Origin of the sequence: Nitrosospira sp. Nl5 (assembly GCF_900102495.1) — a bacterium.
GTDB lineage: Bacteria > Pseudomonadota > Gammaproteobacteria > Burkholderiales > Nitrosomonadaceae > Nitrosospira.
Map to the genome: position 1 here is coordinate 106,855 of NZ_FMVQ01000008.1, position 20,738 is coordinate 127,592.

The window sequence follows — 20,738 nt, forward strand, 5'->3', positions numbered from 1 at the left end:
GGATTGCCCTTTACGACATAGCTGGGTAATTATTCACCCGCAGCAAGTGACCAAAGCCCCATCAGGACGAACGAAGCGGCCGCGAACCACCGCATCCACCTCATGTTGATACGGTCGGCGAGTGCCTTGCCGATCCAGACCGCCGGTATGTTCGCGAGCACCATCCCGAACGTGGTTCCTAACACAACCAGCACCAGCGCATCGTAGCGCGCCGCCAGCGCCACAGTGGCAAACTGTGTCTTGTCTCCCATTTCCGCCACGAAGAAAGCGACCAGCGTGGTGACAAACACGCCAGCACTAAAAATGCGCGGATTTCCGTCGAGTGTATCGGGCTTCAGCGCCCACAAGCCGAAACCGATGAATGACAGTCCGACGATCCAGGTGAGAGCTTGCGGCGAAATCAGGCTTGCCAGCCAGGCACCGATGGAGGCCGCCAGCGCGTGATTAAGTATCGTGGCGGCAAAAATACCTGCCATGATGGGATAGGGCCGCCGTAGTTTGGCCGCCAGCACAAATGAAAGAAGCTGAGTCTTGTCGCCGATTTCAGCGAGAGCGACCAGCAGGGTGGATGTGAAAAAGGCTTCCAAGGTGGGGGCGATGCAAAAGAGCGGAGAATTGTAACGTGATTTCTCTGTCCAATACTCTTCTTCCATTCAGATGATTTCAATGATCAAAGCCCAAACTGCCTGTAAGCAATTCGAGGGGACGCTGGAGCGGATTGTGATTAATCCTGAATTTTCAGGGAAGTTTTCATCGGCACCCCTACCCATGGCCTTTTTCTTTCGGCGGAGACGATCATAAAACCTTCTGATCTTCCGCCTGATGTTTCCTCCGATTGGCTAGCCGCCGAAGCTAACCGCTGCGTTGCGTGTGGCCTTTGCCTGCCGCATTGCCCTACATATCGCATCACGTTATCAGAGGCCGATTCACCTCGCGGGCGCATCGCCCTGATGAGCGGGGTTGCGGGAGGACGTATCCCCATGAATGCACGTTTTGCATTGCATATGGACCGGTGTCTCACTTGCCGCGCCTGTGAGGCGGCCTGTCCGAGCCACGTAAATTTCGGGCAATTGATAGACGGGACTCGCGCCAGGATGCTGGCATCCGCTCCTCCTCTCCTGGAGGGGAAAATAATGCGGGAATCCTGGTTTCGTCGCGTGCTGGAGCGTGAGTTAATCGCCAAACCAGCACGTCTGGATGCGTTTCGTCCGTTCTTGCGTTTTTACCAGAGAAGCGGAATGCAGGAATTGGTGCGTAAATCCGGCTTACTGGGTAAAACAAAGCTCGCCTTGCTGGAGGCGCAGTTGCCACGCGTCGATATGCCCTGCTCTTTTTCCGCTGAAACAGGAACAGGTGTGGCCAAATCATGGCAAGCAATTTATCCTTCAATTGGCAAACCGCGCGGCGAGGTCGGTCTGTTTCTTGGGTGTGTGGCGCGGCTGACGGATGCCGCTACGCTTAATGCCGGAATATTCGTGCTCAACCGCCTGGGTTATACGGTACATGTGCCACCGATGCAAACTTGTTGCGGCGCCCTGCACCAACATGGTGGAGATAGCCACATGGCGGCACAGCTGGCACATCAGAATATGAATGCGTTTGACGGGTTGAATTTGTCCGCGGTGATAAGCATGGCATCGGGTTGTGGCGCGCAATTGGCTGAATACCCTTCTCCCCCCCTATCACAATCGTTAAGACAGTCTCCGGGAAGATCTGTCCCGGGGCAGCCGGAAGCGGGTGCCGATCTTTCCGGCGAGTGGCTGAAGGGTGCTCAAGCTCGCAATTTTTCCACCAAGGTGATGGATATCAGCGCATTTCTCGCGGCGGCTGATGGATGGGATGACGTACAGCTTGCACCGTTGCCTCGCAAAATAGCGATACATGAACCATGCAGTCTGCGGAACGCGTTACGCGGTACCGCCCATCCTTATACATTGCTATCGCGCATTCCCGGCTCACAGGTTGTGCCTCTTGCCGGGAATGATCAATGCTGTGGAGCGGCCGGAACATATTTTCTCGACCAGCCGGAGATGGCAAAGGCACTGCTGCATGACAAGACGGCTGCATGCGATGCGAGTGGCGCGCACTACCTCGCCACATCCAATATCGGTTGCGCCATGCATATTGCCAGTGCTTTACGCACAGCAGCGTCGGAGACCGAAGTGCTGCATCCGGTAACGCTATTGGCGCGGCAGATGGGTATATAATGCAAGTATCTCGTTTTGCCAGAGAACTCTTATGCCAAATATCGATAAATTCATCATCGGCTTCGATCACGCGCTGCGTACGTTGTTGACGCCGGCACAAACCTTGCGTCCTGTTCCCGGAACCGAACTGCCGGAAATCGAATTGAATGATTCGGAAAAAAGCGAATCTACCGCCCTGATGCGCGTCAATCATGTCGGCGAAATTTGTGCACAAGCGCTATACCAGGGGCAGGCGCTTACCGCGCGTAATACGGAGGTGCAGCATACCCTCACCCAAGCCGCACGTGAGGAAACCGAACATCTTGCCTGGACCGAGCGGCGTATCGCGGAATTAAGCGGGCGTAAAAGCCTGCTGAATCCCCTTTGGTATGGCGGCTCCTTTGCTATTGGCGCATTGGCCGGCATGCTCGGCGATAAATGGAACCTCGGATTTCTGGCGGAAACCGAACGCCAGGTGGAAGTCCATCTGGCTGGACACTTGAAGCGGTTACCGCGTCAAGACCGGAAAAGCCGTGCCATCGTCGCACAGATGCAGGTGGATGAAGCGGGCCATGCGACAGCGGCCATGTCCCACGGCGGCGCGGAATTGCCGGTGCCCGTGAAGCTGGCAATGAAATTGGGATCAAAAGTCATGACAAAAACCGCGTATTGGGTTTGACCAGGGGGATTTGACGAAAAGCTCATCCTTCCAGGATTTCAAAGTCGTGGGTTAGTTCCGCCGTTTTTTCCAGCATTATCGAGGCGGAGCAGTATTTTTCCGCGGAAAGGCTGATGGCCCGCTCCACTTGCCCCGGCTTCAGTTTTTTCCCGGTCAGGATGAAATGGAAATGGATACGGGTGAACACCTTAGGTTCTTCCTGTGCCCGCTCCGCTTCGATTTCCACCACACAATCGCTGATGTCCTGACGGCTTTTTTTAAGAATCAGCACCACGTCGAAAGCGGTGCAGCCTCCGGTCCCCATTAACACCATTTCCATCGGGCGCGGTCCCAGATTTCTGCCGCCCGCTTCCGGCGGTCCGTCCATCAGCACCGTATGGCCACTGCCGGATTCGCCTAGAAAGCTCATTCCATCCTTCCACTCAATACGTGTTTTCATGCTGTTTTTTCCGAAAACATTTTCAGGCATTATTTTAATCCCGTTCTGCAGGTAAAGCATCCGGCATAAAGCGTGGCGAGAGCGGCCGCGGTCACGGGTGATGAGATTAAATGCAAGGTTTTAAGGTGGATCAGGCGCCGGGGTCAGTCGATACCATAACATGCCAATGGCTTCGTGCAGGAAGAGTCTGCTTTTTTGCAGGGCTTCAGCAGTGGGAATGAATGCGAACAAGTTCGTTTTATATCTCGTAGTGAATGCGGTAGCCGCTGGTGTAACCTTGAAGCCGGCCTGTTCAAACTCCCGTGATGCTCTTGGCATATGCCAGGCGTGAGTAACTAGCGCGATATGCGTAATTCCGTCTTTTTTCAGCATGGCGAAGCTTTTGTAGGCGTTTTCGCGGGTATTTCCGGAAGCTCCTTCTATCCATTTAACCGGAACCAGAAACTCCTTTTCCAACGCCGCCTTCATTTGTGCCGCTTCAGAGATGCCGCTGCCCAGGGGGCCTCCACCCGTCGCCAATATCGGTTTACCAGTGAGCCGATGTAGCCGCGCGGCGTATCGAACGCGCTCCAGGCCAAGGCGGCTTACAGTATGGCCATGATATTCCGGGGCGTTGAAATATGTACTGCTACCCAGCACTACGATGGCTTGTATACCGTTATTGGCGAAGCTGGGAGGAGGTAGCGTTTCCAGCTTACGCAGTGCGGTTTCAGCGACAAATGGGGTAGACAGCAGATAAAGGAGAGTCAGCGTGACTGCCACCAAAACCTTGCCGGCCACTGGGCGGCGCTTGAGAAGCAGAACTCCCATGACACCCAACAGAATGAGATTTAATGGAGGAAGCAAGAATGCGCTTACCAAGGTCGTCGTAAACCAGCCCATGACTCAATTGGTGGGTTCATGAATAGGAAAGCAAGTTATTCCTATTGATATAACATACGTGTGCGGCATAAAATCGGTAACGTCATTATCTGCCGATATCATTGTTCCAATCGAGAAATAAAAAAGCCGACGGATCCGTCGGCTTTTTTATTAACTAACGTCGGCGTACGTAAGCTTTACTTAAGTGTCAGGATCCACGTCGTCAGGGCCTTGGCATTGTCGTCACTGACGTTTGCATTCGGCGGCATCGGAACCGGACCCCAAACTCCCTGGCTTCCTTTCTTCACTTTCTCCGCCAGTTTGGTTGGGGCGTCCGCATCATCCTTGTATTTGGCTGCAATGTCCTTGAATGCTGGTCCAACCAATTTCTTGTCAACCGTGTGACAATTCATGCAACCGCTACTTTTTGCCAAGTCCGCGTTCGCTTGCGCGGTACCGACGATCAACAGGGCTGATGCTGCAACCATTCCCATCCAGACAGCTTTCATGCTTGCTCCTTTTATCCGTTAATTTAGTTAGAAAGGGGATTCTATCTTACCTTGAATTTCGCAGACGCGCAGCAATTCCCGCAAGTCAGAGATTTCCGGTAAGCATTTAACGCCGTGGCAGACCCACGCGTTGACAGCTTTATCCGTTGCCATCGGTTTATTCAGACTCAACGGCAGCCCGGCAAGTTCCGCGTGCAAGGCAAATATAAGCGTATAAGGGGAACCGCACACCAATGCTTGTCTCCATTCCGCCAGAGCATGCATCTGACCGCGGAGAATGACAACCTGCGGCGGCGCGAGTGATTGCTCCAGCGCTACCAGGAAACTGCAGCAGGAACTGGCCTGGCGGGATATGGTGGAATAGAATAATTCCAGCGCGCGCTCCGCCGTTTGCAAATAGCGGAACTCGCCGAGCAGATGCCCCAGTCGCTGCAGAGCATACGCCGCCACGCCGTTGCCTGAAGGTGTGACATTGTCATGACCAGGCTTGGGGCGAAAAATCAGCTTCTCGTGATCGTGGCTGGTGAAGAAAAATCCTCCGGCCTGCCTGTCTTCAAATTGCTCCAGCAGCACGTCGGCCAGTGCAATGGCAAAATCCAGATCAGCCTGACGATACTCGGCTTGCATCAGTTCCAGTAAACCATCCAGCAGGAACGCGTAATCGTCAAGATAAGCGTTGAGATGCGCATTCCCATCCTTATACGTCGCCAGCAGGCGGTTATCTTTCCATAGCGTGGAACGAATGAAATCCACTGCCAGCGCAGCCGATTGCACCCACTCGGCGCGCCCGAATACACGGCCCGCACGCGCCATTCCTTTGATCATCAAGCCGTTCCAGCTGGTTAGAATTTTCTCGTCACGCCCCGGATGCACGCGTAATTCGCGCTCGGTGAAAAGTTTTCTGCGCGCCGACGCAAGCCATTGTTGCGCTTCTTCGTCACTGATGTCGGCAGCCAGCGCAACTTCCGCAAGCGGCTGGGCGATCTCCAGGTTCCAGTGCTTCTGTTCGAAGTTTGGACTACGCGAGAGGCCGTAGTAGGAGGCAATCACGGCATATTCTTCCGGCAGCAGAATTTGGGCGATCTGGTTGCGATCCCACACGTAGAACTTGCCTTCCTCGTTTTCAGAATCGGCATCCAAGGTGGAGTAATAACCGCCCTGCGTCACCTCCGTATTCTCTGTACTCGTCGCGCTCTCTTTGTTCCCGGTCTCTGTCCCGCCTTCTCTTCGCGGCTGCATTTCGCGCAGCACCCATTCGGCCGTTTCCTCCACAATCCGCTTGAACAGGGCGTTGCCGGTGGCTAGCCAGGCGTCGGCGTAGAGCCGCAACAACGGGGCGTTGTCATAAAGCATTTTTTCGAAATGCGGGATATGCCAGTACCGATCCGTGCTGTAACGGCAGAAACCGCCGCCGAGCTGGTCATAGATGCCGCCTTCCGCCATCTTCTGCAGGGTATTGGTTGCCATCCCCAATGCTTCCTCATTCCCGGTGGTAAAGTAACGGCGCAAGCAGAACTCGAGTTCGGTGGGATGAAGGAACTTTGGTGCATCACCAAAACCGCCATTCACCGGATCGAACCGGTCTCTCAACTCCGCCAGCGCCTGATCAAGCGGCTGTGTCGAGAATGCTGGCGTCATCGTGGTTTTTGCCGGGAGCAGGTTAGCGAACGATTTTAGCAGCGAGACGCTCTGTTTTTCGATTTCCGTACCGCGTGCATAATAAGCCTCGGCGACACGTGGCAACAGATCCAGGAAGCCCGGGAGGCCGTGACGGGGGGCTTTAGGAAAATATGTGCCGCCGAAAAATGGTTTTTGGTCAGGCGTCAGAAACAGGGTCAGCGGCCAGCCGCCATGACGCTGGGTTAGCATGTAAAGGGCGGTCTGATAAATCTGGTCGAGATCAGGACGCTCCTCGCGATCCACCTTGATGTTTACGAAGTGCTGATTCATCATCGCTGCCACTTCCGCATCTTCAAAAGATTCATGCGCCATGACATGGCACCAGTGGCAAGCCGAGTAACCGACGGAAAGCAGTATCGGCTTGTTCTGCATACCCGCCAGCGTCAGCGCTTCCTCTCCCCATGGATACCAGTCCACAGGATTGTCCGCGTGCTGAAGAAGATAAGGGCTGGTTTCGTTGACGAGATGGTTGAGCATGGTTTTACGTGTTGGGCCAGCGATTAATCTGTTATTGCTCCCTGGCTGGCAGTGGAAACCGATTTGGCATATTTTGCCAGTACTCCGCGTGTATAGCGCGGCTGCGGTGCTCGCCATTCAGCACGCCGCCGCGCAAGCTCATCCTCCGAGACATTGAGTTGCAGCAGACGCTGCTCGGCATCTATGGTGATGGCATCTCCTTCATGCACCAGCGCGATCGTTCCGCCCACAAATGCTTCCGGAGCGACGTGGCCGACCACCATGCCGTAGGTGCCGCCCGAGAAGCGGCCGTCTGTAATGAGTCCCACTGAATCCCCCAATCCTTCCCCGATGAGGGCGGAGGTGGGCGAGAGCATCTCACGCATGCCCGGACCTCCCTTGGGGCCTTCATACCGTATGACAACTACATCGCCTGGCCGGATTTGACGCGCGAGTATTGCTGCCATGCAAGCTTCTTCCGACTCGAATACCCGCGCCGGACCAGTGATCTTTGGTGTTTTCACTCCGGTGATTTTGGCGACGCAACCCTCGATGGAGAGATTGCCTTTGAGTATCGCGAGATGTCCCTGCGCATACATGGGATTTTCCCATTGCCGGATGACATCCTGATCCTTGCGTGGCGTTGCAGGAATGCCCTCTAATACTTCAGTGATGGTCTGGCCGCTTATAGTCAGGCAATCGCCATGCAGCAGGCCATGTTCAAGCAGCATCTTCATTACTTGAGGAATGCCTCCCGCCTTGTGCAGATCGGTCGCAACATACCGCCCGGAAGGTTTCAGATCGCACAGTACCGGCACTTTGCCGCGCATGCGTTCGAAATCGTCGATAGTGAGCTCCACTTCCGCCGCATGGGCAATGGCGAGGAAATGCAGCACCGCATTGGTCGAACCGCCGATCGCCATGATCACGGCAATCGCATTTTCGATGGATTTTTTGGTAATGATGTCACGCGGACGGATTTGTGACCTGATTGCGTCAACGAGCGTTTCGGCCGAGCGGGCGGCGCTCACGCATTTCTCGTCATCCTCCGCCGCCATTGTCGAAGAGTACGGCAGGCTCATTCCCATCGCTTCAAATGCTGATGACATGGTGTTGGCGGTAAACATGCCTCCACAGGAACCGGCGCCGGGGCACGCGCGGCGCTCTACTTCAAGCAGTTCCCTTTCGTCTATCTTGTGTGATGTATATTGGCCGACTGCTTCGAAGGCACTGACAATCGTCAAATCTCTTCCCTTATAATGGCCGGGTTTGATGGTGCCGCCGTAAACGAAGATGGCCGGAACATTCATTCGCGCCATCGCAATCATTGCGCCGGGCATGTTTTTGTCGCAGCCGCCAATCGCAATGACTCCGTCCATGCTTTCCGCCTGCACCGCGGTTTCAATCGAGTCCGCGATCACTTCACGGGAGACCAGCGAATATTTCATGCCCTCCGTGCCCATGGAGATCCCGTCCGACACGGTGATCGTGCCGAACATCTGAGGCATTGCACCCGCTTCTTTCAAAGCATTTTCGGCATTGATCGCCAACACGTTCAATCCCTTATTGCACGGTGTGATGGTGGAGAAGCCGTTGGCTATGCCGACGATGGGCTTGTCGAAATCCTTGTCACTGAAACCCACCGCTCGCAGCATGGCACGGTTGGGAGTGCGCTGCGCACCTTGGGTGATTGCCCGGCTGCGGGGATTATCTGGCATGAATACTCCTGGAGAGTGTTGAAAACCTGGAAAGTCCTTGAATCATGGAGGTCGCGGGAGGAAGTGCTTTAACGTTGAATCATGATACAGAAAGAAAACAGTCGAACCAGCGCCCCCTGCGGCAAGCGGCTGTTGCCGTATAATTCATTATTTTACCGCAAAAAAAGCAAACCTTATGCTCGTTCATCCGCAGTTCGACCCTGTCGCCATTTCTCTTGGGCCCCTTGCAATCCGATGGTACGGCCTCATGTATCTCCTGGGATTTGCGCTGTTCATACTGCTGGGCCGCTATCGTATCAAGCGTCATCCTGAAAGAGCGTTCACGACCAGTATGCTCGACGACATGCTGTTTTACGGCGTCCTGGGGGTTATACTTGGCGGCCGCCTGGGACATGTATTATTTTATCAGCCCGGCTATTATCTACAGCACCCGCTGGAAGTCTTTGCGGTGTGGCAGGGCGGAATGTCGTTTCATGGCGGTTTTCTTGGCGTGATATCCGCAATGGCGCTGCTGGCCCGAAAATATAAATTGCAGTGGCTGGCTGTCACGGATTTTATCGCGCCGCTGGTACCCTTGGGGCTGGGTGCGGGCCGCATTGGTAATTTCATCAATGCGGAGTTGTGGGGACGCCCAACCGACGTGGCGTGGGGGATGATTTTCCCCCATGTGGACGACTTGCCGCGTCATCCTTCCCAGCTCTATGAATTTGCGCTGGAGGGGTTGGCATTCTTTGCATTGATGTGGATTTACTCAGCCAAGGCGCGACCGGTAGGAGCGGTCTCGGGCATGTTCCTGATCGGCTATGGCGTATTCCGTTCGTTTGCCGAGTTTTACCGCGAACCGGAGGATGGTTTCATAGGTGTGATGACTCTGGGCATCAGCATGGGACAATGGTTATCGCTACCGATGATTGCAGCGGGCGCGGGCATGCTGATTTGGGCGTATCGGGCGAAGGGAAGTCCGCCGTCGCCCGGGTTGGAGTCGCACGAGCCAGATAGGCCAGACAGGCCAAGCAAGCCGGACAGGCCGGGAAGAAAGAAGAGTAGACGAGATCTGAAGTAGGATTTCTGCATGTCCTTACGCCATTCCTACACTGTTATTGCTCCGCTTTATGACGCCTTGCTTGCCACGGCGGGCACCGGTGTGCGTGCGGCGAGCCTCGGGCAATTGCCGCAGCAAGGCGATCTCGATATCCTCATCAGCGGCATCGGTTCCGGCCTGGATCTGCCTTATCTTCCCTTATGCCATCATTATGTAGGCCTGGATCTTACCGCCGCCATGTTAACGCGTGCAAAATCCCGCATCGGAGGTCATCGCCTGAATCTCATTCGGGGCAACAGTATGTCACTGCCGTTCGCGGATGAATCCTTTGATCATGTGGTGCTGCATTTGATTCTCGCGATAGTGCCTGACGCGGCTGCCTGTTTGCGGGAAACCGCGCGTGTACTAAAACCCGGCGGAAATGTGCTGATACTCGACAAATTTCTTAAGCCGGGGGAAACTGCGTGGATCAGGCGAACGTTGAACCTGCTGTCGCGGCATATCGTTACGCGGCTGGATGTCATATTTGAGGAGGCATTGGCGGGTGTTCCGCAATTGAAACTAAAAGTGGATGTGCCAGTGCTCGCGGGTGGCTGGTTTCGTAGTATCTGCCTGGCGAAAGAATAACCATAATGCGGAATGAATGCGGCGACCACGGGCCTGCTTCAGGTTTAAGGATTTTGGGGCGTATGCGAGCAGAATTTACTGTCTCTGCGCTGAACCATCGATACGGTTTATTGGGAAATCTCCTGCCCTGTCTTGTCATCTTCGCGCTCGCCGTTGCACTCTCTTTCTCATTTGCCATCCTGCCTGCCTGGGCACTCGATGTCAAAAGCCCTGGTGCGGGCTGGACCGAGGCATACCGTACCGGCGAGCTTGTCATTTTTACGAAAGATGTGGAAGCGGGCCGCAGCATTGTGGCAACCGCCGAAGTCGAGGCTTCACCAGAGACCGTTTTCAACGTGGTTAACGACTTCGATCACTACCCGGATTTCATGCCATATGTAAAGGAATCGCGCGTGCTCAGCCGCAAGAGCGACAGTGAAGTTGTGACGTACACCCGTATTACGCCGCCGTTTGTGAGCGAGCGCGATTATCCGCTCAAGTTCAGAATGACTCGTGGCACGCCCGCAAACAACGGCGTATTCAAGACCGAATGGACCGCGCGTCCCGACGCTCAACCTGAGGTCGAGGGCGTCGTGCGAATCAGGCTCAGCGAAGGCTCATGGCTCGCGGAACCGTTGGATGGCGGCACCCGCACTCGGCTCACCTACACATTGCTGACGAATCCGGGCGGCCTGATCCCCGACTTTGTCGCAAATATGTCGAACACCATCGCAATCCCCAAACTCTTCAAGGCTGTGATGAAACGCTCGGCCGAAAAAGCGGCGGCGGAGAAGTAAACAGCTGCGCTAATCAACCCCTTATCATAATATGCAATCGCCGCTTATCGGTTCGTTAACCAAAGTCCGGCGCCTGTAGCGAATTCACGTAAAGGTGAATATAGTGAGTGACAGCTAAACCAAAAAATGAAGCGCAAGCCGAATTAGGTTCAGTACGTTTACAAATTGAATAATTAGCAAGGCGTAATTATTATGACTATGGCAAATGACCAAAATCTCGATACTGATAAACTTTCTCCAACTGCCAGAAAAATGCTCGGGCTTCGAGACGAAGTACTCCTGGAATGGGGAAAAAGGCTTCGACAGACTGTCAAGGAAGCCGAAAAACTGCCCCAGCCAATCCTGATCAATACCTTACCCGCCCTATACTGCAACCTTGCAGAAGCTATTACGCCTGGCTACCCAAGAGCCACAGCAGATGAAGGTAACACTGTTGCCACTGAACACGGCGGCGAACGGGCGCGGCTAACGAACTACAATGCCCATTCTGTTATTTCAGAATATCAGATACTGAGATGGACGATCTTTGATGTTCTAAAGCTAAATGGCATTCAGCTTAACGACGATGAATTTTTTTTGATCAATGTTTCTATTGATGGATCGATACGTGAGGCAGTGAATGCCTTCGCTCTAGCGCAAGCGGCCCTGCACGAAGGATTCATCGCAGCCCTTACGCACGACTTGAGAAATCCACTATCAAATGCGCTTGTTTATGCTGAGCTGATCAAATGCTCTTCAGATTTAGCCAAGATAAAGGAGTTTGCGCAAGGAATCACTGACAATCTAAGCCGCATGGATGAAATGATTCGGGATTTGCTCGATTCCGTAAAATTCCACGCTGGAGAACGCCTCCACCTTCGTCTTGAGGAATTCGACATACAAAAGGTCGTGAAGGAAGTGTGCGACCAATTTACTGTCGCGCATGGTCCACGCTTTCGATTTGTTGGCAATACGTGCAAAGGCTGGTGGGACCGTGAGGCAATAAAAAGGGCAATTGAAAATATTGTTGGCAATGCGGTGAAATACGGCGCTCCCGACACTCCTGTTCGAATTAATATCGATTCGCAAAATGGACGCATGCTGCTGAGTGTGCATAATGAAGGAGAACCTATCCCCCCCGAACAAATCGAGTGTATATTTCAGGTGTTCCGTAGAGCAGTTGCTGCAAAAGAAGGAAACAAAGAAGGTTGGGGTATAGGCTTGCCGTATGTTCGCAATGTCGCGGAAAGTCATGGTGGAAGTGTTGCAGTCGATAGCGCAATAAACCGAGGAACAACCTTCACCATAGACATTCCGCTGGACTCAAGGGCCTACCAGGATGCTCCTACGCTCGGCTGAAATTGGATTAATCCAGGAATAGCGGCCGGCGGGCAATGAGACTGAACGAATGCCTGAAGGCGAAATGAAGATGCCGCGTTCGCATAATTTGTAGTAGTTTCGATTTTAGTCTAATGGAATTATCGTCCTTTCCCAAACGGATCAGAGTGAAGGGGGAACGGGAATTTCCATATACGAGGAGAGGCGACCGAAATCAATATTATGACAGCGGTATCTATCGCCGGCATAGAATGTTATGCGAGTGCATGACATGGATGAGCGCGGGGCAGAGGTCCTGCCTCAAAGAAAGCCCGGGATCTATGGCTGCAATCTTTACCTTCCTAGACTCATTGCTGCATGTTTGCGCTAAAAACCTTCTTTCTTTTCGCGGCCACAGCGATTGCGGAAATCGTCGGTTGCTATTTGCCCTACCTCTGGCTCAAGCAGGGCCAGAGCGCGTGGCTTCTTTTGCCTGCCGCCGCAAGCCTCGCGTTGTTTGCATGGTTGCTCACGCTCCACCCCACAGCCGCCGGCCGCACCTATGCCGCGTATGGAGGCGTCTACATTTTTGTGGCGGTGCTCTGGCTCTGGTCCGTCGAGGGTATCAGGCCAACGGCCTGGGATGTGGCAGGTTCCATGGTGGCGCTCGCGGGTATGGCTATTATCATGTTTGGACCAAGACATGGATAACCGAACAGGAGGCATTATTTCCACTCCGGGAATTTTTCGTGCTTCCATGACGTTTGGTTGACTTCTCTACTCGAAACCTTACAATCGCACTGAATATCCGGATTTTTTGGTCTGGCGAACAACGATCAGATAAAAATGCATAAGCTTTCAAGGAGAAAATAGATGGCCGCGAAAATAAAGGGTGCTTTGCCAGTCCTTCTCTCAGTATTTCTTGTTGGTTGCTCAGCAACTTCAACGACACCCGAAGGAAAGTCCGTTGAGCTTGTGACTGAAAAGCCGCCCGGTAATTGCAAGCCGCTAGGTGACGTCGTCGGTTCCCAAGGCAATTGGTTCACGGGAGACTACACATCAAATAAGAACCTGCTCATCGGCGCCAGAAACGATCTGCGCAACAAGGCGGCTGAAATGGGTGGAAACTATGTTTGGGTGCAAGACTCAAATAATACCAATGCATGGGGAAGCCTGGGGACGACAAACACGACGGTCTTGGGTGTTGTCTACCGCTGCGAGTAAGTCAACGAGGGCTTCCAGGTGCTTTTAAGGGGCAAGGAAATGCTGTGTCCCTACGCAGAATTTCTCCGGTTCAACCGAACCGCTAAATAAAGCTGCGCCAGTTGCTTAATTTGCATGCTGGCGATCACGAGTACCATTGGAGCATGCCCAGCAAGGTCTACTACAACAGCGCCTGCCCGGTTTGTAATGCGGGAATCAAGGATCAACGCCAGCGCATGGAGGCATGCGGCATCAAGGATATTGAATGGGTCGATGTGCATACACATCCGGAGGCCGTGTCGGAGGTGGGAGTCCCGCTAGAGCAGGTGCGGGAGCGATTGTATGTCAAAGACCCGGATGGCCAGCTCAATGTGGGAGCAGACGCATTCACGACACTATGGTCCCGGACGCCTGGCCAGCGTTGGCTCGCAAGGCTGTTGCGGTTACCTGTACTCAAGCAACTGACGCACCTGGCATACAACGTCTTTGCCCGCCTGCTTTACCAATGGAATCGCGCCAAGAAGCACTGGTAACGTGCGCCGCTAACCAGTTGCTGCACGAAGCACATGGAGCATACGCGGGAACGCCCGCTATTGTTCCCAAGCAATGCCGTGATGATCGGTATGCGGAATTTGCCACTAGTGGTATTTCTGGTCGCTTCGCCGGAGTCTGTCCTCACCCGGTCACTTTTTTCCTTCGATTCTTCAAGTCCGGCAGTTGCTAGCTGTCGTCGAGCGGCATGAATTTATCAGATGAGTAACGAGAGGGCCTGCGTTTCCTGTCCTCCTTTGCTATCAAGCGCGAAGAATCTCCAGCAGGTCGTTGCCGTAACGCTCCAGTTTACGCGCACCAATACCAGGCACTTCGCGCAATTCGCTTTCCGTTTGCGGACGCAGGCGCACCAATTCCGACAGCGTTGCATCGTGAAACACGACATAAGCGGGAACGCCATGCTTTTTCGCAGTTTCGGTGCGCCATGCCCGTAAGTGCTCCCACAGTATACGAGCCGCCGGATCAAGCGTGGCAAACTTGTTTTCATGCGCAGCCGCGGCCTTAGCCGCGGTCTTCTTGCGTTCAGGCTGCAAGCGCAGAAAGACGGTTTGACTCCCATTCAATACCGCGCGGCTGGTTGTGGTGAGACGCAGCGAGCCATGTCCATCGTTGTCCGCCGCGAGCAAGCCGAGTGCCGCCAGTTGGCGAAACACCGCTCGCCATGTTTTTTCTTCCAGTTCCTTGCCGATACCGAAGGTGCTGACCTTATCATGACCCCATTGCCTCATGCGCGCGGTATCATTGCCGCGCAGCACGTCGATCAGATGCCCGGCGCCAAAGCGCTGGCCAGTGCGGAAGGCGCAAGACAGCGCCTTTTGTGCCGCCACCGTGCCGTCCCATACTTGCGGCGGATTGAGGCAAACATCGCAATTGCCACAAGTGGCGCTGGTTGCAGTCTCGCCAAAATAATCAAGCAGGCGCACGCGGCGGCAGGTGGTGGCCTCGCACAGCGCCAGCAGCGCATCGAGCTTGGTCGAAGCTATCCGTTTAAACTGCGCCTGTGCCTCGGAACCCTCGATCATGCGCCGCTGCTGCACCACATCGCCCAAACCGTAAGCCATCCATGCATTGGCCGCCTGACCATCGCGCCCCGCCCGGCCAGTTTCCTGATAATAGCCTTCGACACTTTTGGGCAGGTCGAGATGCGCAACGAAGCGCACGTCCGGCTTGTCGATGCCCATGCCGAATGCAATTGTGGCAACCATCACAACGCCATCTTCGCGCAGAAATTTTTCCTGATTGCGGCTGCGCTCGGGCGCGGACATGCCAGCGTGGTACGCAAGCGCGGGAATGCCCTTTTCGGCCAGCCATACCGCGGTTTCCTCGACTTTCTTGCGCGATAGGCAATAAACGATGCCAGCATCGCCATCATGCTCAGCTTGGATAAAAGCAAGCAATTGCGCCTTCGCGTTCACCTTATCCACGATCTGGTAGCGGATATTGGGACGGTCGAAACTGGAAACGAAAATCCGCCCGCCATCGAGGCCAAGGCGCTCGACGATTTCCTTGCGCGTCACGCTATCCGCCGTCGCCGTCAGGGCAATGCGCGGTACGTCTGGAAATCGCTCATGCAGAATCGAAAGCTGGATGTATTCCGGCCGGAAGTCGTGCCCCCACTGCGATACACAGTGCGCCTCATCAATGGCGAACAGCGAAAGCGGGCTGCGCGCCAGAAAATCGAGAAAGCGTGGCGTCAGCAACCGTTCCGGCGCTACATACACTAGGTCGTATGCCCCTTTGAGCATGGCGCCCTCGACTGCCGCGGCTTCCATTTGTGATAGAGAAGAATTGAGAAACGCTGCGCGCACCCCGGCTTCATGCAACGCCGCTACCTGATTCTGCATCAGCGCAATCAGCGGCGAGACCACTACCGCAACGCCGTCGCGCAATAACGCCGGAATCTGGTAACACAACGATTTGCCACCGCCGGTCGGCATTAGCACCAGGCAATCCCCGCCGTCGGCAACATGCGCGATCACTTCGGCCTGCCGACCGCGAAAAGCGGGATAGCCGAAGACGTCTTTGAGAAAGGCGAGCGCGCGAGACATCATGTTCAACCGAGATAATCCATTAGGCGGCTCCATTTTCGCCGCTTGTCCCAGCGTCCAGAGACCAGGCTATGGACTTCTCCCAATCGGCAAAACTGTCTCCCGACCTGCCTCACCATCATCTCGGTCCTAATGGATTATCCGGGTTCAAAAACGGGTCGCGCTACCGAAAACGAATTGACAGAGAATCTGGATTTGTCTGCGCGGATGTTATGCGTTATGCATGCGTCAGCTAATCAATTTCCAGGCCAGATATTCTCCCGCCCGCAACGGAATTAGTGTTTCTCCCGCAAATTCCAGTTGTTCAGGCATGATCCAGCTCTCCTTTTTCAGCGTTATGCTAACCGTATTGCGCGGCAGCTTATAGAAATCCGCCCCGTGAAAGCTGGCAAATGCTTCCAGTTTGTCTAGGGCGCCCGCATGTTCAAAAACTTCCGCATAGAGTTCAATCGCTGCGCGAGCGGTGTAAATGCCTGCGCAGCCACAGGCATTTTCCTTAGCGGATCTGGAATGCGGCGCGCTGTCAGTACCGAGAAAAAATTTAGGGTTACCGGTGGTCGCGGCTCCAACCAGTTCGCGCCGGTGGACTTCGCGTTTCAATATCGGAAGACAATAATGGTGCGGCCGGATGCCTCCTTGAAACAGCGCATTTCGACTGAGCAGCAGATGATGGGCGGTAATGGTGGCGGCAATATTGCCTGACGCCCCCTTGACGAATTCCACCGCCTCCCGAGTCGTAATATGCTCGAACACAATCCGTAATTGCGGGAAGCGCTGCGTAATGGGGATCAGCACCCGTTCCAGGAAAACTTTTTCCTTGTCGAACACGTCCACTTCGGGATCGGTCACTTCGCCATGCACCAACAGGGGGATGTCGGTCCGCTCCATGGTTTCGAGCGTGGCATAGCACTTGGCGATATCGCTAACACCCGCGTCCGAGTTTGTGGTGGCGCCTGCGGGGTAGTATTTCACGCCGTGTATGGCGCCATTTTTTCTAGCCGCGATAATTTCCGAAGGTGCGGTGTTATCGGTAAGGTAGAGCGTCATCAGCGGCTCGAAGCGCATTCCTGGCGGCAGGGCAGCAAGAATGCGCTTGCGGTACGCCAGCGCCATTCCGGTTGTCACCACCGGTGGTCTGAGGTTCGGCATGACGATAGCGCGGCCGAAGCGGCGCGCGGTGTCCGGCAGTACCGCGCGCATTTGCTCGCCGTCGCGCAGGTGGAGGTGCCAGTCGTCTGGCCGGGTGAGGGTTAGCGTTGTCAAGAAGGTGATGCGTGGTAGCGCGCTCGCAATGATTCCATAAATGCGTAAATTGAGATCCTGGCCCGTAGCGGTCAACTATCGTCCTGGATGAAGTCGGATGCAACCGTTTCTACTGCTTATACGACATATGTCGCTAGTCTGTTATTCGGCCCTCCAGCGTCGCTTGGGAGTGCATGGCTTTTTCTGCGATCAACTGGGTAGCAGCGGCAACCTGTCCCCATGTGTTCCAGAGCAGGACACCGCGTACGCGCCCGTCGCGTAGATAATAAATGACACCTTTGCGGAAAGGTTCTTTCCAATCTTCGACAATATCAAGGCTGGCATCCAGTTCTCCCACTGCTTCATAACCCAGTTCAAACAGATCGGAATAAAAGAATGGCTGGTGGCGATAGACATCCGATTGACCGGCCATGTTTCGGCCCGCCATTTCTCCCATGACATTAGCATTATCCTCATGTTCCACGCGCATACGTTTTTCCAATATCGCGCTATGGAAATTTGCCACATCACCCGCCGCATAGATGTCGGCGTTGCTGGTGCGCAACTGCTCGTCCACGACAATGCCGTTGTCCACCGCGAGTCCGGATTGCGTGGCCAGCTCTGTATTGGGGAGAATGCCCAGTCCGGCCACAACTCCATCAGCCGGGATTTCCGTACCGCTTCCGGTGGTCACAATCGTTTTGGCGCCCGCCGTACGGACAGATTTAACGCTTTCGGACGTAAGCACGGTGACGCCCTTTTCGCGATAATAAGAATTTATGAACTCAACCAGGGGTTGCGGATAAACACGCGCACCGATGCCATTTTCCGGAAAAATCATGGTGACCCGCTTGTTGTTCATTGCAAGTGCGGCGGCGATTTCGGAACCAATGAAGCCCCCGCCGATCACAACAAAATCCGAGCCGTGTTCGCTCAGCTCGCGCAACTTCCGATAGTCGTCCGCGGTTCTGAAATAGATGATGCTTTTGCTGGAATCGGGAAAACGCCGTACCACACCACCTGTGGCAAGCAAAAGCTTTTCATAGGTATAGACGTTTCCGGCATCGTCAGTCGCAGTCTTTTTTGACGGGTCAAGCGCCACCACTTTTTTGCCGAGATGCATAGCGACGTTGAGACCGTGGGGGTTGCGCCAAATGGATTCGTATGGCGTGTCCTTCCATAGCGATTTGGTAAGGGGGGGGCGGTCATAGGGCAGATGGATCTCCTCGCATATCATCGCGATGGCACCGTTCTGATCGATTTTGCGGATACCGTGAACAGCAGAATCGGCGGTCATTCCACCGCCAACGATAAGGTATTTATGATGTTTCATGACAGTTCCTTGTAGACGTGCACCACCCGGCGCTTATTAAAAATTGACCACGTTATTCCAAAAGTTTGCCGTCCTATATCCAATGAAAGAAGATTGCTTAGGCATATTGCCGAATACATTATAGAGGGGACCCTTCCGGTAGCTTGGAAAATCCATGAATTCCCGCCATAGCGAGAATGACGCGTAATGCTTTTTGAAGGACGGACGGTCATCAGTGCGAGCGCTATCGCGGGGCAACATAATTCATCCTTCTTCAACAAACTTATGCCAGTATATAATGGGTTCCTCTACAAATTCAAAGTTATGGCCGAACATGGCCGCTGACGACCACGATGACCACAATGGATGATACGAAAACCGATTCGGGAACGAACGCGATTGATATTTGCGTGCAGCATGCGCGAAAAACCCTGGAATCCCAGCTCCCGCGAATTAAAGACAAGGGATATGATTTCGCACCTCAGTTCAGGCAAATGACAATTCAGCTCTATCTGGTAGGTGTTATGTGGCGCTGCGGCGAGGGCCTGGGTTTATCAACCAACGCTCGTGATCACGGTTTCGCGGCACTTCAAGCAATGCTCATCGCCGACGGCATGAGCAAAAAGCAGGCTCAACAGCGGATTGCATTTTTGAACAACATGTCTCGAGTGGAAGACGGCAGCGATACGCTCGCTATTGCGGCCGGTCATGAAGCGGTACCGGACGACGATAGCCTGGCAATGGTCTTTGATGAGTATCGAGATGAGATACGGGTTTCGGGTTCCTTGTGGCGCTTTTACGAGCGCGGTAAAAAAATTATGTTTATCGGTGGTGCGGCAGCAGCTTTTGTAACGATTTGGGCCGTGACCATTTTCCTTCCAAAAACTGAAGGAATTGATGTGCTGGCGGCGGGACTTCTGGCTGCTACTCTGGTTGTGCTTCCGACCTTCCTGATTGGGTTGGTGATATACCGGACAAAGATCAAAAAATCAAATCAGACAACTTTGCCCCCGCCGTGATTTCCTGCGACCGTCCCGATTCGGAACCGTTTTTGGTCTTTTCGGGGGCCGGCAACCGAATTGATCTCTGCTCGCGTGCGTATTCATGAGCGCATTCTCACGATAAGTCTGCAGGGAAGGTGAAAGCCACCGGCGGACAAAGTATAATTGCCTGCCTACCATCCCCGCGATATTGTCGATTCGACTACAAATGAGTGCCAAAATCATGGATGGCAATGCGTTAGCCAAAGAAGTGCGGGCCGAATGGAAGGTTCGCGCCGAGCGCTTAACGAAAAAAGGTGTGCAACCGGGGTTGGCCGTAGTCATTGTCGGCGATAATCCCGCTTCAAGCATATATGTACGGAATAAGGCCAAGGCCTGCAGCGAAACCGGGATTTATTCGGAAGTGCATGAATTTCCTGAAAATGTGAGTCAGGATGAAGTGATGCGGCGCATCCGGGAGTTGAACAATAACCCCAGAATCCACGGCATACTGGTGCAGTTGCCGCTGCCCCCGCATCTTGAAAGCAGCAAGGTAATTGCCTCCATCGCGGTAGAAAAGGATGCGGATGGCTTCCATCTCTATAATGTTGGCGCACTTGTCACGGGCAATACCGTTTTTCCGCCGTGTACTCCCTACGGCGTGATGAAAATGCTGGAAAAATGCGGCATTCCGGTTGAAGGCCAACATGCGGTAGTGGTAGGGCGCAGCAACATCGTAGGTAAGCCGATGGCGCTGATGCTATTGCAAAAAGGGGCAACCGTCACAATCTGCACCTCGAAGACGCGTGAATTGGCTGAACACACCAGACGCGCCGACATTCTGGTGGTGGCGGTCGGAAAACCACACATCATTAACGCCAGCATGGTGAAGGCCGGCGCAACGGTAATAGACGTCGGCATCAATCGCATGCCTGACGGTAAACTTACAGGTGACGTCGATTTCGAGTCAGTTAAGGAAAAAGCCGGTCATGTCACGCCTGTCCCTGGCGGAGTGGGGCCGATGACGATCACGATGTTACTAGGCAATACCATTGAAGCCGCGGAGCGGGCTCAACCGCCCGAGCACGGTTTTAACCACAATTAGCCCGGTAAACCTCACAATAATTTGCGA

Annotated in this window: 20 protein-coding genes; 11 read left to right on the plus strand and 9 right to left on the minus strand. The window is 54.1% G+C overall.

Going from position 1 to position 20,738, the window contains the following annotated elements; all coding sequences use genetic code 11:
• Positions 1 to 29 precede the first annotated feature (29 nt).
• Complete coding sequence (locus BLP45_RS09360) at positions 30 to 587, minus strand: TMEM165/GDT1 family protein (protein WP_090372066.1); 558 nt, start codon at positions 585 to 587, stop codon at positions 30 to 32.
• Positions 588 to 797: 210 nt separating this feature from the next.
• On the opposite strand from BLP45_RS09360, the gene BLP45_RS09365 reads away from it, so the two are divergent.
• Both BLP45_RS09365 and coq7 read left to right on the plus strand, forming a co-directional pair.
• A complete protein-coding gene (locus BLP45_RS09365) occupies positions 798 to 2,207 on the plus strand; it encodes a (Fe-S)-binding protein (protein WP_090371978.1) in 1,410 nt (469 codons plus the stop codon).
• Positions 2,208 to 2,238: 31 nt separating this feature from the next.
• On the plus strand, positions 2,239 to 2,865 hold the full coding sequence (gene coq7, locus BLP45_RS09370; RefSeq protein ID WP_090371980.1) for a 2-polyprenyl-3-methyl-6-methoxy-1,4-benzoquinone monooxygenase: 627 nt from the start codon (positions 2,239 to 2,241) through the stop codon (positions 2,863 to 2,865).
• Between the two features lie 22 nt (positions 2,866 to 2,887).
• Here the strand turns inward: coq7 and BLP45_RS09375 are convergent, their stop codons facing one another.
• The 5 genes from BLP45_RS09375 to ilvD all read right to left on the minus strand — a co-directional run bounded on the left by BLP45_RS09375 (position 2,888) and on the right by ilvD (position 8,528).
• Positions 2,888 to 3,304 carry an OsmC family protein gene (locus BLP45_RS09375; RefSeq protein WP_090372068.1) on the minus strand — a complete coding sequence of 139 codons (417 nt, stop codon included), beginning with the start codon at positions 3,302 to 3,304 and terminating at the stop codon, positions 2,888 to 2,890.
• A gap of 120 nt (positions 3,305 to 3,424) precedes the next feature.
• Positions 3,425 to 4,186, minus strand: a complete 762-nt coding sequence (locus BLP45_RS09380; protein ID WP_090371982.1) for a YdcF family protein — start codon at positions 4,184 to 4,186, stop codon at positions 3,425 to 3,427.
• Between the two features lie 176 nt (positions 4,187 to 4,362).
• On the minus strand, positions 4,363 to 4,674 hold the full coding sequence (locus tag BLP45_RS09385; protein WP_090371984.1) for a c-type cytochrome: 312 nt from the start codon (positions 4,672 to 4,674) through the stop codon (positions 4,363 to 4,365).
• 27 nt (positions 4,675 to 4,701) lie between these two features.
• Positions 4,702 to 6,831, minus strand: a complete 2,130-nt coding sequence (locus BLP45_RS09390) for a thioredoxin domain-containing protein (RefSeq protein ID WP_090371985.1) — start codon at positions 6,829 to 6,831, stop codon at positions 4,702 to 4,704.
• 23 nt (positions 6,832 to 6,854) lie between these two features.
• Entirely contained in the window at positions 6,855 to 8,528 is a 1,674-nt protein-coding gene (gene ilvD / locus BLP45_RS09395; RefSeq protein ID WP_090371987.1) for a dihydroxy-acid dehydratase, read from the minus strand.
• A gap of 175 nt (positions 8,529 to 8,703) precedes the next feature.
• Here ilvD and lgt point away from each other — a divergent pair, with 175 nt between their 5' ends.
• The 7 genes from lgt to BLP45_RS09430 all read left to right on the plus strand — a co-directional run bounded on the left by lgt (position 8,704) and on the right by BLP45_RS09430 (position 14,005).
• Positions 8,704 to 9,591, plus strand: a complete 888-nt coding sequence (lgt, locus tag BLP45_RS09400; RefSeq protein WP_090371988.1) for a prolipoprotein diacylglyceryl transferase — start codon at positions 8,704 to 8,706, stop codon at positions 9,589 to 9,591.
• A gap of 9 nt (positions 9,592 to 9,600) precedes the next feature.
• On the plus strand, positions 9,601 to 10,197 hold the full coding sequence (locus BLP45_RS09405; protein ID WP_090371990.1) for a class I SAM-dependent methyltransferase: 597 nt from the start codon (positions 9,601 to 9,603) through the stop codon (positions 10,195 to 10,197).
• 62 nt (positions 10,198 to 10,259) lie between these two features.
• The gene (locus BLP45_RS09410) at positions 10,260 to 10,973 is read left to right on the plus strand and encodes an SRPBCC family protein (protein WP_090371991.1); all 714 of its coding nucleotides are present in this window, start codon (positions 10,260 to 10,262) and stop codon (positions 10,971 to 10,973) included.
• Between the two features lie 192 nt (positions 10,974 to 11,165).
• Positions 11,166 to 12,311 (plus strand): sensor histidine kinase, encoded by a 1,146-nt coding sequence (locus tag BLP45_RS09415; protein WP_090371993.1) that lies wholly within the window; start codon positions 11,166 to 11,168, stop codon positions 12,309 to 12,311.
• Between the two features lie 336 nt (positions 12,312 to 12,647).
• Entirely contained in the window at positions 12,648 to 12,980 is a 333-nt protein-coding gene (locus BLP45_RS09420; RefSeq protein WP_090371994.1) for a YnfA family protein, read from the plus strand.
• Between the two features lie 162 nt (positions 12,981 to 13,142).
• Entirely contained in the window at positions 13,143 to 13,493 is a 351-nt protein-coding gene (locus tag BLP45_RS09425; protein WP_090371996.1) for a DUF4156 domain-containing protein, read from the plus strand.
• A gap of 143 nt (positions 13,494 to 13,636) precedes the next feature.
• Positions 13,637 to 14,005 (plus strand): thiol-disulfide oxidoreductase DCC family protein, encoded by a 369-nt coding sequence (locus BLP45_RS09430; protein ID WP_090371997.1) that lies wholly within the window; start codon positions 13,637 to 13,639, stop codon positions 14,003 to 14,005.
• A 261-nt stretch (positions 14,006 to 14,266) separates the two neighbouring features.
• On the opposite strand, the gene recQ is transcribed toward BLP45_RS09430, so the two are convergent.
• From recQ to BLP45_RS09445, 3 genes are all read right to left on the minus strand, one after another.
• Complete coding sequence (recQ, locus tag BLP45_RS09435; RefSeq protein WP_256327770.1) at positions 14,267 to 16,075, minus strand: DNA helicase RecQ; 1,809 nt, start codon at positions 16,073 to 16,075, stop codon at positions 14,267 to 14,269.
• 225 nt (positions 16,076 to 16,300) lie between these two features.
• A complete protein-coding gene (pyrC, locus tag BLP45_RS09440; RefSeq protein WP_090372072.1) occupies positions 16,301 to 17,335 on the minus strand; it encodes a dihydroorotase in 1,035 nt (344 codons plus the stop codon).
• A gap of 133 nt (positions 17,336 to 17,468) precedes the next feature.
• Entirely contained in the window at positions 17,469 to 18,647 is a 1,179-nt protein-coding gene (locus BLP45_RS09445; RefSeq protein WP_090371999.1) for an NAD(P)/FAD-dependent oxidoreductase, read from the minus strand.
• Positions 18,648 to 18,988: 341 nt separating this feature from the next.
• On the opposite strand from BLP45_RS09445, the gene BLP45_RS09455 reads away from it, so the two are divergent.
• Both BLP45_RS09455 and folD read left to right on the plus strand, forming a co-directional pair.
• Positions 18,989 to 19,645 carry a hypothetical protein gene (locus BLP45_RS09455; protein ID WP_090372003.1) on the plus strand — a complete coding sequence of 219 codons (657 nt, stop codon included), beginning with the start codon at positions 18,989 to 18,991 and terminating at the stop codon, positions 19,643 to 19,645.
• Between the two features lie 190 nt (positions 19,646 to 19,835).
• Positions 19,836 to 20,711 (plus strand): bifunctional methylenetetrahydrofolate dehydrogenase/methenyltetrahydrofolate cyclohydrolase FolD, encoded by an 876-nt coding sequence (gene folD, locus BLP45_RS09460; RefSeq protein WP_090372005.1) that lies wholly within the window; start codon positions 19,836 to 19,838, stop codon positions 20,709 to 20,711.
• Positions 20,712 to 20,738: the final 27 nt, after the last annotated feature.

Excerpts from the sequence above, each read along its gene's own strand:
- BLP45_RS09375 (WP_090372068.1), bottom strand. The coding sequence starts at position 3,304 with ATGAAAACACGTATTGAGTGGAAGGATGGAATGAGCTTTCTAGGCGAA.
- recQ (WP_256327770.1), bottom strand. The coding sequence starts at position 16,075 with ATGATGTCTCGCGCGCTCGCCTTTCTCAAAGACGTCTTCGGCTATCCC.
- ilvD (WP_090371987.1), bottom strand. The coding sequence starts at position 8,528 with ATGCCAGATAATCCCCGCAGCCGGGCAATCACCCAAGGTGCGCAGCGC.
- BLP45_RS09385 (WP_090371984.1), bottom strand. The coding sequence starts at position 4,674 with ATGAAAGCTGTCTGGATGGGAATGGTTGCAGCATCAGCCCTGTTGATC.
- lgt (WP_090371988.1), top strand. The coding sequence starts at position 8,704 with ATGCTCGTTCATCCGCAGTTCGACCCTGTCGCCATTTCTCTTGGGCCC.
- coq7 (WP_090371980.1), top strand. The coding sequence starts at position 2,239 with ATGCCAAATATCGATAAATTCATCATCGGCTTCGATCACGCGCTGCGT.
- BLP45_RS09380 (WP_090371982.1), bottom strand. The coding sequence starts at position 4,186 with ATGGGCTGGTTTACGACGACCTTGGTAAGCGCATTCTTGCTTCCTCCA.
- BLP45_RS09430 (WP_090371997.1), top strand. The coding sequence starts at position 13,637 with ATGCCCAGCAAGGTCTACTACAACAGCGCCTGCCCGGTTTGTAATGCG.
- BLP45_RS09415 (WP_090371993.1), top strand. The coding sequence starts at position 11,166 with ATGACTATGGCAAATGACCAAAATCTCGATACTGATAAACTTTCTCCA.
- BLP45_RS09410 (WP_090371991.1), top strand. The coding sequence starts at position 10,260 with ATGCGAGCAGAATTTACTGTCTCTGCGCTGAACCATCGATACGGTTTA.
- BLP45_RS09420 (WP_090371994.1), top strand. The coding sequence starts at position 12,648 with ATGTTTGCGCTAAAAACCTTCTTTCTTTTCGCGGCCACAGCGATTGCG.
- BLP45_RS09455 (WP_090372003.1), top strand. The coding sequence starts at position 18,989 with ATGGATGATACGAAAACCGATTCGGGAACGAACGCGATTGATATTTGC.
- BLP45_RS09425 (WP_090371996.1), top strand. The coding sequence starts at position 13,143 with ATGGCCGCGAAAATAAAGGGTGCTTTGCCAGTCCTTCTCTCAGTATTT.
- BLP45_RS09445 (WP_090371999.1), bottom strand. The coding sequence starts at position 18,647 with ATGAAACATCATAAATACCTTATCGTTGGCGGTGGAATGACCGCCGAT.
- folD (WP_090372005.1), top strand. The coding sequence starts at position 19,836 with ATGAGTGCCAAAATCATGGATGGCAATGCGTTAGCCAAAGAAGTGCGG.
- BLP45_RS09390 (WP_090371985.1), bottom strand. The coding sequence starts at position 6,831 with ATGCTCAACCATCTCGTCAACGAAACCAGCCCTTATCTTCTTCAGCAC.
- BLP45_RS09405 (WP_090371990.1), top strand. The coding sequence starts at position 9,601 with ATGTCCTTACGCCATTCCTACACTGTTATTGCTCCGCTTTATGACGCC.